Source organism: Streptomyces sp. NBC_00271 (assembly GCF_036178845.1).
GTDB lineage: Bacteria > Actinomycetota > Actinomycetes > Streptomycetales > Streptomycetaceae > Streptomyces.
This window is the reverse complement of sequence record NZ_CP108070.1, coordinates 2,391,863-2,406,760: the sequence shown is the minus strand read 5'-3', so window position 1 is coordinate 2,406,760 and position 14,898 is coordinate 2,391,863. Positions and strand designations below refer to the sequence as shown.

Sequence of the window (14,898 nt, the reverse complement as noted above, 5' to 3'; positions counted from 1 at the left end):
GCCGGCCGCGGGGCATCAGGCGCCGACGGTCACTCCCGCCAGCAACCGCCTGATGTCCCGTACCGCCGCACGACCGGCCCGGTTGGCGCCGATCGTGCTGGCGGAAGGCCCGTACCCGACCAGATGGATCCGGGGATCGGCGAGCGCGCGCGTCCCCTCGACGCGGATGCCGCCGCCCGGCTCACGCAGCCGCAGCGGCGTCAGATGATCGAGGGCGGCACGAAAACCGGTCGCCCACAGGATGACGTCCGCGTCGATGTGACGCCCGTCCGCCCACTCGACACCGTCCGGGGCGATCCTGTCGAACATCGGCTGCCGGTCCAGCACGCCGTCGGCCAGCGCCTGCCGGATCGCGTCGTTCAGCGGCAGCCCCGTCACCGACACGACACTCTTGGGCGGCAGCCCCTGCCGAACGCGTTCCTCCACGAGCGCGACGGCCGCACGCCCCACGTCCTCGGTGAAGGGTCCCTCACGGAAGACGGGCGGCCGCCGTGTCACCCAGGTGGTCGCGGCCGCGTACGGGGCTATCTCCATCAGATGCTGGGTGCCGGACGCGCCGCCGCCCACGACGACCACTCGCTGCCCGGCGAACTCCTCGGGCCCCGGGTACTGCGCCGTGTGCAACTGCCGCCCCCTGAAGGTCTCCTGGCCCGGATAGCGCGGCCAGAACGGCCGGTCCCAGGTGCCCGTGGCATTGATCAGCGCCCGCGTCGACCACGTACCGTCGGAGGACTCGACCAGCAGCCGCCCGCCGGCGCCCTCCCGCACGGCCCGCACGTCCACCGGCCGCCTCACCCGCAGGTCGAAGGTGCGCTCGTAGGAGTCGAAGTACTCCGCGATCACCTCGGAGGACGGCCGCGCCGGGTCGGCGCCCTCCAGCTCCATACCGGGCAGGGAGTGCATCCCGTGCACCTTGCCGTACGTCAGCGACGGCCACCGGAACTGCCAGGCGCCGCCCGGACGCGGTGCGTGATCCAGCACCACGAAGTCCCGTTCCGGCTCGAAACCGCTCCGCCGCAGGTGATAGGCGCTGGACAGTCCTGCCTGCCCAGCGCCTATGACGACGACATCGACCTCACGCGCCTGCGCCCCGATGTTGTTCACGCTTCCACCAACTCGACCGGGGCGCGGGATCTTCCCGAACGGTGACGCCTGTGAGCCACCCGACGCGCGACCCGTCGGCCGGGAACCAGGAGGGACGGTCCTCAGGAGTCCTTGTAGACGCGGGGCGTGGTGGTGGAGGGGGGCAGGCCGCCGTTGAAACGCGTGTCCACGAAGGCGGCGAAGTCGACCTTGCCCGGGATCAGCTTCAGCTCGGTGAAGGTGTCCGCGATCCGCTGCTCCGACGCGATGAGCGGCTTGTCGACGGCGACCGCGATCCGGCTGGCGTTGGTGCGCTTCACCGAGGCCAGTGCCACCTCGTACGGCAGGCCGGTGTCCTTCGCCCACACCTTGGCCCAGGCGTCCGGATGCCGGTACACCCAGTCCTGGGCGCGCCGCAGCCGCTCCAGATAGTCCTTGACGGCCGCGGCCTTCTTGGTGTCCTTCAGCGCACTCGGCGCCGCCACCTGGAAGCTGAGCCCGTTGACGACGCCGTCCCCGTCGGCCAGGATCCGGCCCTGCTTGGCACCGAGGACCTGTGAGGTGTACGGGTCCCACACCGCCCACGCGTCCACCTTGCCGCCGGTGAACGCGGCGAGCGCGTCGGCGGGCTGCAGATACTTGACCTTCACATCGCTCAGCTTGAGACCGGCCTCCTTGAGCGAGGCGATCAGCTGGAAGTGCGCGGACGAGCCCTGGGCCACAGCGATGGACCTGCCCTTGAGCTCCTCGGGCTTCCGCAGCGACGAGTCCTTCGGTACGAGGATGGCCTCGCCCTTGGACGTGCCGTGCCAGGCGGCCACCACCGAGACCTTCGAGCCCGCGCCGGCCGCGAAGACGGGCGGGGTGTTGCCGACGCCGCCGATGTCGACGGCCTTGGCGTTGACGGCCTCCAGGAGGGGCGGCCCGGAGGTGAACGTCGACCACTTGATCTTGTAGTCGAGGTTCTTGAGTTCTCCGGCGGCCCGCAGCACCGCCTCGGAACCGCCCTTCTGGTCACCGACGTTGAGCGTGAGGGAACCCTTGCCATCGGTTCCGGCACCGGCGGTGTCGGCGGCCGAGTTACCGCCGCAGGCGGCCAGGAGCAGGGTCAGAGGGAGGAGCAGAGCGGCGGGGACGAGGTGTCGGCGCATGACGATTCCGTTCGATTGGTTCAGGTGAGGTGAGGTGAGGTGAGGTGAGACGAGAGGAGACGAGGTGGCGGTGAAGTGAGGGTGAGGCGATGGCGGCGGGCGACTGGTGGGGGAGGAGGAGCTCAGGCGGCCGTGTCCACGCCCAGGCGCTCCAGGAGACCGGCACGCAGTTCGGCGAAGCGGGGGTCGGCGATGTCGCGCGGGCGGTCCAGGTCGACCTGGGTCTCGTACGCGATGACACCGCCGTCCATGACGAGGACCCGGTCGGCGAGCAGCACGGCCTCCTCGACGTCGTGCGTGACCAGCAGCACGGCACAGCCGCGGCGCCGCCACAGTTCGCCGACCAGCCGCTGTGCCTTGATGCGGGTGAGGGCGTCCAGCGCACCGAACGGCTCGTCGAGCAGCAGCAGATCGGGTTCGCGGACCAACGCACGGGCCAGCGAGGCGCGTTGGGCCTCACCGCCGGAGAGTGTCTTGGGCCAGGCGTTCGCGCGGTGGGTGAGTCCGACCTCGGTCAACGCCTGCTCGGCGACGGCGCGTTCGGGCCCTCCGGGCAGCCCCAGCAGGACGTTGCGCCACACCTTCTTCCATGGCATCAGCCGGGGCGCCTGGAACGCGACGGCCTTGCGTCGCGGGACCAGCACGGTGCCCTCGATGTCACGGTCGAGCCCGGCGAGGATGCGCAGCAGCGTGGACTTGCCGCAGCCGCTGCGGCCGAGCAGGGCCACGAACTCGCCCGGACGTACGTCGAGTTGGAGGTCTTCGATGACGGCCCGCCCGTCGAAGGAGCGGGTGAGGCCCTGCACGCGCACGGCGGAGGCCTGGGTGATCGGGTGCTGTTCGCCGGTCGCGGTCTTCTGCCGGGCGGTGGCGCCCTTCTGGAGGGTCACCGGCCCGTGAACGTCGGTCGCCATTGCAGCAACAGCCTTTCGAGGGAGCGGACGACGAAGTCGGCGAGCAGGCCGAGGGAGGCGTAGACGATCAGGCAGACCACGATGACATCGGTCCGCAGGAAGTCACGGGCCTGCACCATGAGGAAGCCGATCCCGGCGTCCGCGTTGATCTGCTCGGCGAAGACGAGCGCGAGCCAGGCGATACCGAGGGAGTAGCGAAGCCCGGTCATCGCCCCGGGGAGCGCGCCCGGCAGCACGACATGCCGCACGAGCCCCCACCGCGAGAGTCCGAGGGACTCCCCGGCCTCGATGAGCTGGGAATCGACGCCGCGGATACCGGCGTACACGTTCAGATAGAGGGGGAAGGACACCCCCAGCGTGATGATCGCGATCTTCGGGGCCTCGCCGATCCCGAACCAGATGATGAACAGCGGGATCAGTCCCACGAAGGGCACCGTCCGCAGCATCTGGACGCTCGCGTCCACGAGGTCCTCGCCGATCCGGAAGAGCCCGGAGACGAGGGCGAGTCCGGTACCGACGAGGGTGCCGAGCAACAGCCCCACCGCGACGCGCTCCAAGGAGACGCCCATCGCGTTGGGCAGCGAACCGTCGGCGATGAGATTGCCGCCGACCCGTGCGATGGTGCCCGGCGAGGCGAGGATGTCGGAGGTCAACACCCCTGTGCTGGTGAGGAGTTGCCACAGCGCGAGCAGCAGGAGCGGGCCGGAAGTGCGGCGCAGCCAGCGGGGCACACGGGTGCGGCGGGTGGAGAGGGGGACGATCGGAACGAGCTCGGGTGGCGTCGACTGGGCCGCACCACTCTTGGACATACCCGATATATCGGGCTCGGAGGGGCTGGGCGGGGCATGGCTGATGCTCATGAGTGCTCCACGGGGAGGAGAGCGGCCGGAGAGGAATACGCCATGGCTCCGCCGCGTCAGCGGCTCAGGCGGAGCCGCGACGTGCGGGTGGAGCGGAGCGAGGGCGTGGTGGAACGGGGGAGTGAAAGGGCGTCAGCGGCCGCGGCGACACGCGGCGGAGGCCACCCGCAGCAGGTCGATGTGACCGCGCGTGGTGAGCAAGGCTGAACGCAACATGCGGGTGAAAGTAGCCAGGTGGTCCATGCCCGGTCAATGGCGTCTCGCGGAATGGAACGCGTGTACAGCGGAATGGGACGCGTGAACATGGGTGCGGGCTGTCGGTCGTGTGCGGGAACCCGCGGGCGGGTGAGAATCGGGTCATGCCCGATGCCTTCACCACTCGAGTCCTGAACGTCACCACCGGTTCGGCGGAGACGGTCGTCGACCTCACCCGCGACTGCGAGGCCTTCCTCCGAGAGGCGGCGGCGGGCCGCGACGGCCTCCTGAATGTCTTCGTCCCCCACGCCACCGCCGGTGTCGCGATCATCGAAACCGGTGCCGGAAGCGACGACGACCTCCTCGCCGCGCTGCACTACCTGCTGCCCGCGGACGACCGCTGGCAGCACCGCCACGGCAGCCCCGGGCACGGCCGTGACCACGTACTCCCCGCCGTCGTCCCGCCCCACGCGACGCTTCCCGTGCTGGGCGGGAGGCTGGAACTGGGGACGTGGCAGTCGGTGTGCCTGGTGGACACGAACAGGGACAATACTGTGCGAAAGGTGCGTCTGAGTTTTCTTGGGGGTTGAGTCTTCTCGGGGGTTCATGATCCGGCGGCGGCCGCGCCCGTGGGGGACCGGGGTACGGTGGTCCTACCGAGCGCACCTCGCATGCCGTCATCCGTTTCGGCGTCGTTCTCGGGGAACGGCAAGGTCGGAGCCCATGTGGTCCGGCCGGAGATGAGCCGCCCCATGCCTTCTGGCCAGCGCGATTGCGCCGTCTTTCGTATTCCGTCCCGCGCCCCGCGTTAGCGGACTTCTTGGTTCTCACGCTGTTTTCGAGGCCCTCCGGCACCTCGCTTCACACACCCGCGATGAACAAGAGTCACATGACAAGGAAGCGCATGAGCCTGATGAGCCTGGGAGTGCTTGCCTCCTCCCGCAAGGAGAACGAGTTCCGGTTGCCGTTGCATCCCGGCCACCTCGACCGGATCGCCCCGGACGTACGCGAAAGGATGTTCCTCGAAGAAGGCTACGGCCGGCGGTTCGGCGTCGGTGACGACGCTCTGCGACCACTCGTGGGAGGCCTGCGCTCCCGAGAGCAGCTCCTCGCCGAGTGCGATGTGCTGCTGCTGCCCAAACCGATGCACGACGACATCGCCGAGCTGCGCGAGGGCCAAGTGCTGTGGGGATGGCCGCACTGTGTGCAGGACGAGAAGATGACCCAGATCGGCATCGACCAGAAGCTGACCCTCGTCGCCTGGGAGGCCATGAACCACTGGACGTCCACGGGTGCCTTCAGCGTCCATGTGTTCCACAAGAACAACGAACTCGCGGGCTACTGCTCCGTGCTGCACGCCCTGCAACTCGGTGGGCTGACAGGTAGTTATGGCCGCCGCATGCGTGCCGTGGTCATCAGCTTCGGCGCCACGGCGCGCGGTGCGGTCACCGGCCTCGGCGCCATGGGCGTCTCCGACGTCACGGTGCTCACCCAACGCGCCGCGGCGGCCGTGGCCTCGCCGATGCCGTCGGTCGTGATGGGCCACTTCGAGGAGCAGGAGGACGACCCGTCACGGCTTCGGGCCCTCACGGCGGCCGGTCCCGTGCCGCTCGCGGAGTACCTGGCCGGGTTCGACATCATCGTCAACTGCATCCGGCAGGACACCGACGCGCCGCTGATGTTCGTCACCGACGAGGAACTCGCCCTTTTCCGGCCGGGCACCTTCTTCATCGACGTCGCCTGTGACGCGGGCATGGGCTTCGAATGGGCCCGTCCGACCACCTTCGGCGAGCCCATGCCCACGGTGGGGCCGGGCTGCCACTACTACGCGGTGGATCACAGCCCGTCCCATCTGTGGAACTCGGCCACATGGGAGATCAGCGAGGCGCTCCTGCCCTATCTCCGCAAGGTCATGAGCGGCCCCGTTGCCTGGGATGCCGACGCCACGGTGAGAAACGCCATCGAGATTCGCGACGGCGTGATCCAGAACCCGAAGATCCTCTCCTTCCAGCACCGGTCGGCCGCGTACCCCCACGACCTCGAGGTCCCGGCGCCGCGCCCCGCCGCACAGGTGGCCTGACGACGCCTGGGAGAGCCCGCGCAACAGGTCTGCGTGGGCTCGCCCGGTCGGCCTGCCGGTCGATAATGGTACTTTTCGTGTCCGGACGCGCGTGCCGTGCTAAAGTTGACGCCAGTTGTGGTTCCCGTAAGCTCCAAGTGCCTTTGATGACTTTATGTCGTCGGGCATTTTTGCATTTCGCAGAGCGTGGACCCCTGGGTATCGCCCGGACGTCGGATTCGGTTCGTTCTTGCAATTCATTCGGTTCATCGCTGCCGAGAATTCCTCGATACGTGCCATATCGAGGAAGGTTCTCCATGAACCGCTCAGCTCGCACGAGCGACCGTTTTGCCAAGACCCGTCGGCAGGGCGCGCAGGGGCGCCCCGGCGCCCGTTCGGGCGGCGACGGGCGGCGTCCCGCCGCACCGCAGGGCGAGTTCGCGCTGCCGGAGACCATCACCCCGGCCCTGCCTCCGATCGCGGCCTTCGGTGAGCTGGACCTCCCCGTCGAGTTGCTGAACAAGCTCACCAGCCTCGGCGTGAACGAGCCGTTCCCGATCCAGGCGGCCACGCTGCCGAACTCCCTCGCGGGGCGCGACGTCCTGGGCCGCGGGCGCACCGGATCGGGCAAGACACTCGCCTTCGGCCTCGCGCTCCTCGTGCGCACGGCAGGACAGCGGGCCGAGGCCCGCAAGCCGCGCGCCCTGATCCTCGTTCCCACCCGCGAGCTGGCCCAGCAGGTCTCCGATGCGCTCACCCCGTACGCCCAGTTGCTGAAGGTGCGGCTGGCCACCGTGGTCGGTGGTATGTCGATCGGGCGGCAGGCCGCCGCGCTGCGGGCCGGGGTCGAGGTCGTCGTCGCGACCCCGGGCCGCCTCACCGATCTCGTCGAGCGCAACGACTGCCGCCTCGACCGGGTGAGCATCACCGTCCTGGACGAGGCCGACCAGATGGCCGACATGGGTTTCATGCCCCAGGTCACCGAGCTGCTGGATCAGGTGCGCCCCGACGGTCAGCGCCTCTTGTTCTCCGCCACGCTGGACCGCAACATCGACCTCCTGGTCCGTCGATATCTCCATGACCCGGTGGTCCACTCGGTCGATCCCTCGGCGGGCGCGGTGACCACGATGGAGCATCACGTACTGCAGGTGCATGGCGCCGACAAGTACGCCACCGCCACCGAGATCGCCGCCCGCGACGGGCGCGTGCTCATGTTCCTGGACACCAAGCACGCCGTCGACCAGTTCACCAGGCACCTGCTGGGCAGTGGTGTGAAGGCCGCGGCACTGCACAGCGGCAAGTCGCAGCCCCAGCGCACGCGCACGCTGGCCCAGTTCAAGACCGGTCACATCACGGTCCTGGTGGCGACCAACGTCGCCGCCCGCGGTATCCATGTCGACGATCTCGACCTCGTCGTCAACGTCGACCCGCCCAGCGACCACAAGGACTACCTGCACCGAGGCGGCCGTACCGCCCGCGCCGGTGAGTCCGGCAGCGTCGTCACGCTCGTTCTGCCCGGCGAGCGCCGCGACATGATCCGTCTCATGTCCGACGCGGGCATTCGGCCACACGTCACCCAGGTCCGTTCCGGCGAGGCGGAGTTGAGCCGTATCACCGGCGCGCAGGCTCCCTCCGGTGTTCCCATCGGCGGCAGCCGGCCGGTCGCGGAGCGACCCGAGCGCGGCGGTGCCCCCTTCCGGGGCCTGGGCACCCGCCCAGGACGCGCCGGTGGCGAGTCCCGCCGGGCCGCCGAGGCACGCCAGACGGCCGAGGCCCGCAAGGCCGCTCGGGTTCGTCGTGGCGCGTAGTCCGAGCGCCTGAAACCTGTCCGCTTCTCCTGACCCGCAGATCAGGAGGTCGTGGTGGGTGGAGCCGTGGCAACGGAACCTGTCCGCGACGAACTGTGGGCCTCCCTCGCCGAGGTTCACACGTAAGAGGGACCCACGAGTGACACGGTGACCTGTCTGGAACGCCTCCGACGCATCTCCGACCGGATGGGCAACGGAAGGACACGGCCGAGGTGTCTGCTCGCGTCGGACCGGATCCTGCGGCAGGGCCGGCCACCGGCCACCGCACCTGGGGCCAAGGCTCATGAGGTCGGCGGCCACCGGCGACGAGAGCGGCCAACTTGCCACGATCGAAGGCCACATGGCGGCTCGGCCGCACTAGCACATGAGTCGGCCCGGGAAACACATGTGTTGCACATACCCGCATGACAGGAGCATCCGGTTCCACTCGTGCGTACTATCTCTACACTGCTGCAGGCCGTGGCAGTTGTGTCCTGCGAGTGATTGGCCCATGTCATGACTGAAGTCAGCTCCAACTCCCCCTCCACAGAACTCACGTCGCAGTACATCGCCCAGGTGACGGGTGACCTTGAGCGCAATGCCAAGGAGCAGGAGCGTGTCGCTGCGGAGATCGAGGCCCTGCAGGAGCAGTTGCGTGCCCTGCAGCACGATCACACCGTGCTGGTGAACATGCAGGACGCGCTCGGCGGTCCCAGCCCGGCCCTCGGGGCGGAGGCCGCGGCTACGCCCTCCGTGCCTCACCAGGCCTCTGCCGAACCCAAGCAGAGCAAGGGGAAGAAGGCGGCCGCCACGGGTGCCAAGAAGACGGCGTCCAAGAAGCCCGCCGCCAAGACCTCACCCGTGAAGGCGTCCACGGCAGCGGCCAAGCCGACTCTCGTCGAGCTGATCCGAGGGCACTTGGAGAAGCAGACCGAGCCGCGTTCCGCCGCCGAGATCACCACCGCGCTCACGCAGGCCCACCCCGACCGGAGCGTGAAGACCACGGTCGTGCGCACCACCCTCGAAGGACTCGTCGCCAAGAGCCACGCTCACCGCAGCAAGCAGGGTTCGTCGGTCTTCTACACCACGGCAGTCACCTCGGAGCCCGCGTCGGCCGAGCCGCAGCAGGAGACGGTGTCCGACTGAGCATCCCAAGGAGGCCCTGGCACCTGGCAACTGTCAATTGGTACCTGGTAACTGGCACCGGCATCGGGCCGCAGGTCCGGTCCGCGAGCAGGGCTGTGCCGTGGCGTGCCGTCAGGAGAATTCGTGCCGTACGACCCAGTGGTCGTCCTCTTCGGCCGAGGCGGCGCACAGGTGGTGGCCGTCCATCGAAACGGCGAGGAACTCGGGGGAGCCCGTCGCCGCGGCGATGCGTGACGGCAGGTGCTCGCCGACCGGGTCCGTGACTGCCACCCAGCCGATCTCACTTCCGCCCGACAGGGGCGGAAGGATGAGGAACTCGCCCTTGTCGCCGTACAGCGCACTCGTCGAAGCGCAGTGGTGCCACTTCTCGTCCAGCTCGTCGGCGGCACGGGGCGAGGAGGCGGGGATGACGGCGACGGGCTCGACCTCGAACCCGGTGACGGAGTAGATGGCCGTGTTCACCGGCGGAGCCTCCTGCGGCACGGCGGTCTCCAGCACACGCAGACCACAGCGCTCCAGGACGTCCAGCCACTTGGGCCGCCCTTGGTCCTTCGTCATCCCCGCCCCTCCGCCGCTGCCGGTGACGCTCAGTTGCCTTCGTATCGGCCGCCCAGCCCTGGTGGTCCCAGGTGAGGGTGACCGGGTGCGGCAACCGGCCTCGTCGTAGGCGAAGTCGATGGCCCAGCCGGAGACCAGCATGCCGGTGCGACGCCCGGCGGCGTCGTACGACCAAGTCGTCGCCGCGCCGGACGGCGTCCTGCGGCCCGTACGGCGACCCAAGTTGTCGTGGAAGTAGGTTGCCGCGGCCGTCGACCGACTCCTCCCGCACCCGGCCGAATCGGTCCCGCGGCCCCAACAAGCCGGGGAACAGGCACTGACCGGGGGCTCCGTGATGCGAGCTTTGTCGCTCTATACGATGAGGCGTCCTGTGGGGGATTGGGGGAGAGACCATTGGGTTGGGCGGTCGACGAGCGTCGCGGTGACACCGGGGACGGTCATGCGTGCGGCGACGGGTTCGACGACGACCGGTCGCCGTCCGCCACGAGTGACGACGCGGGCGTGCGGCCGCGCGGCCCGCTGCGCCGGTTCGTGTTGTTCGTCGGGCGCACGCTGTACGGCGAGTGGCACGGCATCGTCGTGGATCCGGTACGGCAAATCGTGCGTCGTGGGCTGTCCGGACTCCTGTTGGCGTTCGTGGCCGTCTTCGGGGTCATCTTCTTCCACGCGCTCGCCCAACATCCCACCGGTGCGGTGATCGTGCGGCTGACCGGCGGAGTGAAGGCCTGCCTGCCGCTGCCTCTGGCCCTGCTGCGTACTCCGGTGTCGCTGTACGTGCCCGCCCTCGACCTTCCCGTGTGGGCGGGCATCACCCAGCTGTTCTTCGCCTTCGCGCTCGCGGAACTCGCCCTCGGCCGGGCCCGGACATTGGTCATCGCCTACGCCACCACCCTGGCCGGCACCCTCACGGTCCGCGTGATGATCGCGCTCGGCCCGGGCTGGTGGGGGTTCGGCCTGCCGCCCGAGATCGGGCAGGTGCTCGACACCGGACCCTCTGCCGCGGTGGTGGGACTGTTCACCTACCTCTCGGTCGTCCGGCGTGCCCCCATCGTGTTCGCGCTCACCGGCGGCTCGATGGTGTGGGAGTCGATCGTCAAACCCAATCTGGCAGGCCGTGAGCACCTGATCGCCGTGGGCGCCGCGATCGTCCTGGCGGTGCTGCACGGGCGCTGCCGAAGACTGTGGGATTCCCTCGGCGCCCTGCTTTTCTCGGCATGGTCACGCAGTGGCCTGGAACGGCTGTTCCCGCCACGGGGTGAGCGGCGTACGCGGGGCACGAGGACTCAACCGCGCTGAGGGTCCCCCACCGGGGACGGCCGTCCCCGTGATCGGAGGAGAGGCGTGTTCAGAGGGCGCGGTCGAAGAGGTCGAGCAGGGCTGCCCAGTGGCGTTCGGTGGCCTTGGCGTCGTACGCGGCGGTGTCGGCCATGGTGTAGCCGTGGTGCGCGCCGGTGTAGACCTCGCTGCGGTGGCGGACACCCGCCTCGGTGAGCGCCTTGTCGAGGCGCTCGATCTGCTCGGGAGGCAGGGAGGCGTCCTGGTCGGCGTGGCCGAAGTACAGCTCCGCGGTGACCCGGCCTGCGAGCAGGTGCGGGCTGTCGGGCGCGTCGGTCGCCAGCCGGGCGCCGTGGAAGCCGGCCACGGCCGCGACCCGCTCGGGATAGGTACCGGCGGTGCGCAGGGCCAGACCGGCGCCCATGCAGTAGCCGGTGGTGCCGACCGGTCCGTCGGCGGCCTGCGGGCAGGCCGCCAGCCAGGACAGATAGGCCTCGGCGTCGCGCATGGCCAGTTCGGGGGTCAACTCCTGGATGATCGGCACGAGTTGCTCGAACAGCGCCGGACGGTGGGCCGCGTCGATGAAGTCCGGCAGCTCCACCACCGGGGCCGGCCCGTGGCGGTAGAGGAGGTTGGGAACCAGCACGGTGTAGCCGGCCCCGGCGAGGCGGTCGGCCATCTCCTTCAGCCGGGGGCGCAGTCCGATGGCGTCCATGTAGAACAGCACCGCGGGGTGGGCGGCGTTGTCGTCGGGGTGGGCCAAATAGGCGTCGGCCGAGCCGTCCGGCGTGGGGATGTTCACGGAGGTTCCGCGTACTTCACGTACATCGGTCATGGGCGTCCCTCTTCTTCTCTCGGGTGTCCCCAGGGCGTCTTCCGGGCGTTTCGGGGTGCCGCGCGGATCTCCGACGGCCACATGATCGCAACGGTCCCGTCGTGCAGTCTGGCACTCGTGGTGCGGTCGGTTCGGCAGGGGCCCCGCTGTCGCCCCGTGGCCCGAGCCGCCGTCCTGCGCAGACGGATTCCTGGCCCGCCGCCGGACGCGAACGAGCCTGGTACCGGCAGTCCCAGGAAGGCCGGGCTACTGGATGTGCGCATCGTCCGGTCGCAAGGTGGAGTCATGACGAGAACACTCATCACCGGAGCGAACAAGGGGCTCGGCTACGAGACCGCCCGCCGGCTCGTCGCCGCGGGCCACACGGTCTACGTCGGCAGCCGGGACGCCGAACGCGGACGCCGGGCCGCCGAACAGCTGGGTGCCCGCGTCGTCCAGCTCGATGTCACCGACGACGCGTCGGTGCGGGCCGCCGTGAAGGCCGTCGAGGCCGAGGGCGGCCTTGACGTACTGATCAACAACGCGGGCATCGAGTCGAGGGGCGAGGGCAACTCCGTGATCGGCGCCGCGGACGTGACCGCCGACGCGATGCGGGAGACGTTCGAGACGAACGTCTTCGGCATGGTGCGCGTCACCCACGCCTTCCTCCCGCTGCTCCAGGCCTCGGCCGCCCCGGTGGTGGTCAACGTCAGCAGTGGGCTGGCCTCACTGGCCCGCGTGAGCGAGGCGGGCACCCCGGCATACGCCTACCCCGGCGTCGCCTACCCGGCTTCGAAGACCACCGTCAACATGATCACCGTGCAGTACGCGAAGGCGTTCCCGAACATGCGGATCAACGCGGTGGAGCCCGGCTTCACCAAGACCGACCTGAACGGGAACACCGGCATCCAGACCGTCGAGCAGGGCGCCGAGATCATCGTACGGACGGCGCAGATCGGCCCCGACGGTCCCACCGGGGGCTTCTTCGACGCCGAAGGCACCCTTCCCTGGTAGTCCGAGCCGCTACGTCACCACGTACGCGTGCCGGACCCTGCGACCGGCGACCGCCACTTCGGCACTCCGCCCATCGACCCCACAGCCCCCACCGTCCCACCGCCCCACCGCCCCACCGAACAAACAGGAGCATCGACATGACCGTGCAGTCACTTCCCGGCGGAACGTTCACCATGGCCAAGGACCTGACGGTCACCCGCATGGGCTACGGCGCCATGCAGCTCGCCGGTCCGCACGTGTTCGGGCCGCCGGCCGACCGGGACGCCGCCGTGGCCGTTCTGCGCGAGGCGGTCGAGCGGGGGATCACACACATCGACACCTCCGACTTCTACGGCCCGTACGTCACCAACCAGATCATCAAGGAAGCGCTGCACCCCTACCCGGCCGGCCTGCACCTCGTGACCAAGGTCGGAGCACGGCGGGACGCCGAGGGAGGCTGGCCGAAGGCGCTGTCGCGCGACGAGCTGCGCCAGGCCGTGCACAGCAACCTCGAGAACCTCGGCCTGGACGCACTCGACGTCGTCAACCTGCGGGTCGGAGGGCTCGACGCCCCCGAGCCGGGTTCGCTCGCCGAACCGTTCACCGTGCTCGCGGAGCTCCAGCAGGAGGGGCTGATCAGGCATCTCGGTGTCAGTACCGTCTCCGCCGAGCAGATCAAGGAAGCCCAGTCCATCGCGCCCGTCGTGTGTGTGCAGAACTTCTACAACCTCGCGAACCGCGCCGACGACGCGCTGATCGACTCCCTGGCCGAGCAGGGCATCGCCTATGTGCCCTACTTCCCCATCGGCGGTTTCTCCCCGCTCCAGTCGGACACCCTGCACGCGGTCGCGGGCCGGCTGGAGACCACTTCGGTCGCCGTCGCCCTGGCCTGGCTGTTGCAGCGTTCCCCGAACATCCTGCTCATCCCCGGCACCTCCTCGGTGGCACACCTGCGTGACAACATCGCCGCTGCCGCCCTGGACCTTCCCGAGAAGGAGCTGGCCGAGCTGAACGGGATCGCGGTGTGAGGAATGCGGGGTCGTCACGCCCGAGGCACGGGCGTGACGACCCGTGGCGGTGTCCGGCGCGCGGTGTGCCGGCGCCGTGCGCTCGCACCGTTCGGTACGAACTTGTTTATCACGAACGCGTTCGTTATCCTTGCGCGGCATGACTCCAGAGAAGTCCGCTCCGATCAGCCGACGGGAACGCCCGGCGAAGCCCGCCCTGACCAGGCAGGGAATCATCGACGCCGCGCTGGCGATCCTTCGTGAGGAGGGACTGGGCAAGGTGACGATGCGCCGCATCGCCGCGGCCCTCGACACTGGGCCCGCGTCGCTCTATGTCTACGTCCGCAACACGGGGGACCTGCACGCGCAGATTCTCGACTCCCTGTTGGGGCCGGTGAAGGTGCCCGCGCCGGAGACCGGGGCCTGGCGGGACCGGTTGAAGGCGCTGCTGGTCAGCTATGGAGAGGTGCTTTTCAGGCACCCGGAGATCGCCCGGATGGCGATGTCCACGCAGCCGAGCGGCCCGAACTACCTGGCGCTGGCCGACGCGATCCTCGGCCTCCTCGACGAGGGCGGGGTGTCGGGCCGGGAAGCGGCCTGGGCCATGGACCTTCTGCTGCTGTATCCCACCGCCGTGGCCGTCGAACACAGCTCCCCGAAGTCCGCCACGCAGGAGGCCGACGAGTTCTCCGCCCTGGCCGCGAAGATCGCCACCGCGGACCCGGCGCGCTACCCCCACATCGCCCGGCTCGGCGACACGCTCGTGTCGGGAGACGGCCCGAGCCGTACCGACTGGGCTCTGGACGTCATCCTGGACGGAGTCCTCGCCGCGGCCTCTCGTGCGTCGGCCGAACAGCGCGGCTGGTGAGAGTGGGGTGTGTGTTTCCCCTGTGGTGCAGGTCGCGCCCGAATGTATGTCTAGGGTTGATCCGTAAGCGCGGGCAAGCAGCGAGGGCCGTGACCAGGCCCTCGGAACATGTCTCCGGCGGTACGGACAACGCGAGTTCGGTGCCTCGCACCTGAGAGTGGTTGTCGTGGCGGCAGGCATTTGAGTGC

The 14,898-nt window shown here is 69.4% G+C and carries 15 protein-coding genes; 8 read left to right on the top strand and 7 right to left on the bottom strand.

The window, feature by feature from the left end:
• Positions 1-15: 15 nt before the first annotated feature.
• The 5 genes from OG798_RS11385 to OG798_RS56530 form a co-directional block, all read right to left on the bottom strand.
• Positions 16-1,104: an NAD(P)-binding domain-containing protein gene (locus OG798_RS11385; protein WP_328756908.1), complete on the bottom strand. Its 1,089-nt coding sequence runs from the start codon at positions 1,102-1,104 to the stop codon at positions 16-18.
• A gap of 101 nt (positions 1,105-1,205) precedes the next feature.
• The gene (locus tag OG798_RS11380) at positions 1,206-2,234 is read right to left on the bottom strand and encodes an ABC transporter substrate-binding protein (RefSeq protein WP_328756907.1); all 1,029 of its coding nucleotides are present in this window, start codon (positions 2,232-2,234) and stop codon (positions 1,206-1,208) included.
• Positions 2,235-2,356: 122 nt separating this feature from the next.
• On the bottom strand, positions 2,357-3,148 hold the full coding sequence (locus OG798_RS11375) for an ABC transporter ATP-binding protein (protein WP_328756906.1): 792 nt from the start codon (positions 3,146-3,148) through the stop codon (positions 2,357-2,359).
• Complete coding sequence (locus OG798_RS11370; protein WP_328756905.1) at positions 3,121-4,008, bottom strand: ABC transporter permease; 888 nt, start codon at positions 4,006-4,008, stop codon at positions 3,121-3,123. The genes OG798_RS11375 and OG798_RS11370 overlap by 28 nt, the downstream gene beginning before the upstream one ends.
• A 132-nt stretch (positions 4,009-4,140) precedes the next feature.
• Positions 4,141-4,224 carry a putative leader peptide gene (locus tag OG798_RS56530; RefSeq protein WP_313884353.1) on the bottom strand — a complete coding sequence of 28 codons (84 nt, stop codon included), beginning with the start codon at positions 4,222-4,224 and terminating at the stop codon, positions 4,141-4,143.
• Positions 4,225-4,367: 143 nt separating this feature from the next.
• On the opposite strand from OG798_RS56530, the gene OG798_RS11365 reads away from it, so the two are divergent.
• The 4 genes from OG798_RS11365 to OG798_RS11350 all read left to right on the top strand — a co-directional run bounded on the left by OG798_RS11365 (position 4,368) and on the right by OG798_RS11350 (position 9,195).
• Positions 4,368-4,793, top strand: a complete 426-nt coding sequence (locus OG798_RS11365; RefSeq protein ID WP_095856088.1) for a YjbQ family protein — start codon at positions 4,368-4,370, stop codon at positions 4,791-4,793.
• 314 nt (positions 4,794-5,107) lie between these two features.
• Positions 5,108-6,283, top strand: a complete 1,176-nt coding sequence (locus OG798_RS11360) for a N(5)-(carboxyethyl)ornithine synthase (RefSeq protein WP_095856089.1) — start codon at positions 5,108-5,110, stop codon at positions 6,281-6,283.
• Positions 6,284-6,579: 296 nt separating this feature from the next.
• The gene (locus OG798_RS11355; RefSeq protein ID WP_097226573.1) at positions 6,580-8,070 is read left to right on the top strand and encodes a DEAD/DEAH box helicase; all 1,491 of its coding nucleotides are present in this window, start codon (positions 6,580-6,582) and stop codon (positions 8,068-8,070) included.
• 495 nt (positions 8,071-8,565) lie between these two features.
• Positions 8,566-9,195: a hypothetical protein gene (locus OG798_RS11350; protein ID WP_095856091.1), complete on the top strand. Its 630-nt coding sequence runs from the start codon at positions 8,566-8,568 to the stop codon at positions 9,193-9,195.
• A 111-nt stretch (positions 9,196-9,306) separates the two neighbouring features.
• Here OG798_RS11350 and OG798_RS11345 read toward each other — a convergent pair whose 3' ends face one another.
• Positions 9,307-9,753 (bottom strand): hypothetical protein, encoded by a 447-nt coding sequence (locus tag OG798_RS11345; RefSeq protein WP_267063780.1) that lies wholly within the window; start codon positions 9,751-9,753, stop codon positions 9,307-9,309.
• A 534-nt stretch (positions 9,754-10,287) separates the two neighbouring features.
• Between OG798_RS11345 and OG798_RS11340 the strand changes: the two genes are divergently transcribed.
• A complete protein-coding gene (locus OG798_RS11340; protein ID WP_267063779.1) occupies positions 10,288-11,049 on the top strand; it encodes a hypothetical protein in 762 nt (253 codons plus the stop codon).
• Between the two features lie 49 nt (positions 11,050-11,098).
• Here OG798_RS11340 and OG798_RS11335 read toward each other — a convergent pair whose 3' ends face one another.
• Complete coding sequence (locus OG798_RS11335) at positions 11,099-11,863, bottom strand: dienelactone hydrolase family protein (protein ID WP_121416889.1); 765 nt, start codon at positions 11,861-11,863, stop codon at positions 11,099-11,101.
• A gap of 285 nt (positions 11,864-12,148) precedes the next feature.
• Here OG798_RS11335 and OG798_RS11330 point away from each other — a divergent pair, with 285 nt between their 5' ends.
• The 3 genes from OG798_RS11330 to OG798_RS11320 all read left to right on the top strand — a co-directional run bounded on the left by OG798_RS11330 (position 12,149) and on the right by OG798_RS11320 (position 14,710).
• Positions 12,149-12,856, top strand: a complete 708-nt coding sequence (locus OG798_RS11330; RefSeq protein WP_095858253.1) for an SDR family NAD(P)-dependent oxidoreductase — start codon at positions 12,149-12,151, stop codon at positions 12,854-12,856.
• A 137-nt stretch (positions 12,857-12,993) separates the two neighbouring features.
• Complete coding sequence (locus OG798_RS11325) at positions 12,994-13,863, top strand: aldo/keto reductase family oxidoreductase (RefSeq protein WP_121416891.1); 870 nt, start codon at positions 12,994-12,996, stop codon at positions 13,861-13,863.
• A gap of 139 nt (positions 13,864-14,002) precedes the next feature.
• Entirely contained in the window at positions 14,003-14,710 is a 708-nt protein-coding gene (locus tag OG798_RS11320) for a TetR/AcrR family transcriptional regulator (RefSeq protein WP_095856094.1), read from the top strand.
• The last annotated feature ends 188 nt before the right edge of the window (positions 14,711-14,898 follow it).

Excerpts from the sequence above, each read along its gene's own strand:
- OG798_RS11380 (WP_328756907.1), bottom strand. The coding sequence starts at position 2,234 with ATGCGCCGACACCTCGTCCCCGCCGCTCTGCTCCTCCCTCTGACCCTG.
- OG798_RS11375 (WP_328756906.1), bottom strand. The coding sequence starts at position 3,148 with ATGGCGACCGACGTTCACGGGCCGGTGACCCTCCAGAAGGGCGCCACC.
- OG798_RS11370 (WP_328756905.1), bottom strand. The coding sequence starts at position 4,008 with ATGAGCATCAGCCATGCCCCGCCCAGCCCCTCCGAGCCCGATATATCG.
- OG798_RS56530 (WP_313884353.1), bottom strand. The coding sequence starts at position 4,224 with ATGTTGCGTTCAGCCTTGCTCACCACGCGCGGTCACATCGACCTGCTG.
- OG798_RS11365 (WP_095856088.1), top strand. The coding sequence starts at position 4,368 with ATGCCCGATGCCTTCACCACTCGAGTCCTGAACGTCACCACCGGTTCG.
- OG798_RS11360 (WP_095856089.1), top strand. The coding sequence starts at position 5,108 with ATGAGCCTGATGAGCCTGGGAGTGCTTGCCTCCTCCCGCAAGGAGAAC.
- OG798_RS11355 (WP_097226573.1), top strand. The coding sequence starts at position 6,580 with ATGAACCGCTCAGCTCGCACGAGCGACCGTTTTGCCAAGACCCGTCGG.
- OG798_RS11350 (WP_095856091.1), top strand. The coding sequence starts at position 8,566 with ATGACTGAAGTCAGCTCCAACTCCCCCTCCACAGAACTCACGTCGCAG.
- OG798_RS11345 (WP_267063780.1), bottom strand. The coding sequence starts at position 9,753 with ATGACGAAGGACCAAGGGCGGCCCAAGTGGCTGGACGTCCTGGAGCGC.
- OG798_RS11335 (WP_121416889.1), bottom strand. The coding sequence starts at position 11,863 with ATGACCGATGTACGTGAAGTACGCGGAACCTCCGTGAACATCCCCACG.
- OG798_RS11330 (WP_095858253.1), top strand. The coding sequence starts at position 12,149 with ATGACGAGAACACTCATCACCGGAGCGAACAAGGGGCTCGGCTACGAG.
- OG798_RS11325 (WP_121416891.1), top strand. The coding sequence starts at position 12,994 with ATGACCGTGCAGTCACTTCCCGGCGGAACGTTCACCATGGCCAAGGAC.
- OG798_RS11320 (WP_095856094.1), top strand. The coding sequence starts at position 14,003 with ATGACTCCAGAGAAGTCCGCTCCGATCAGCCGACGGGAACGCCCGGCG.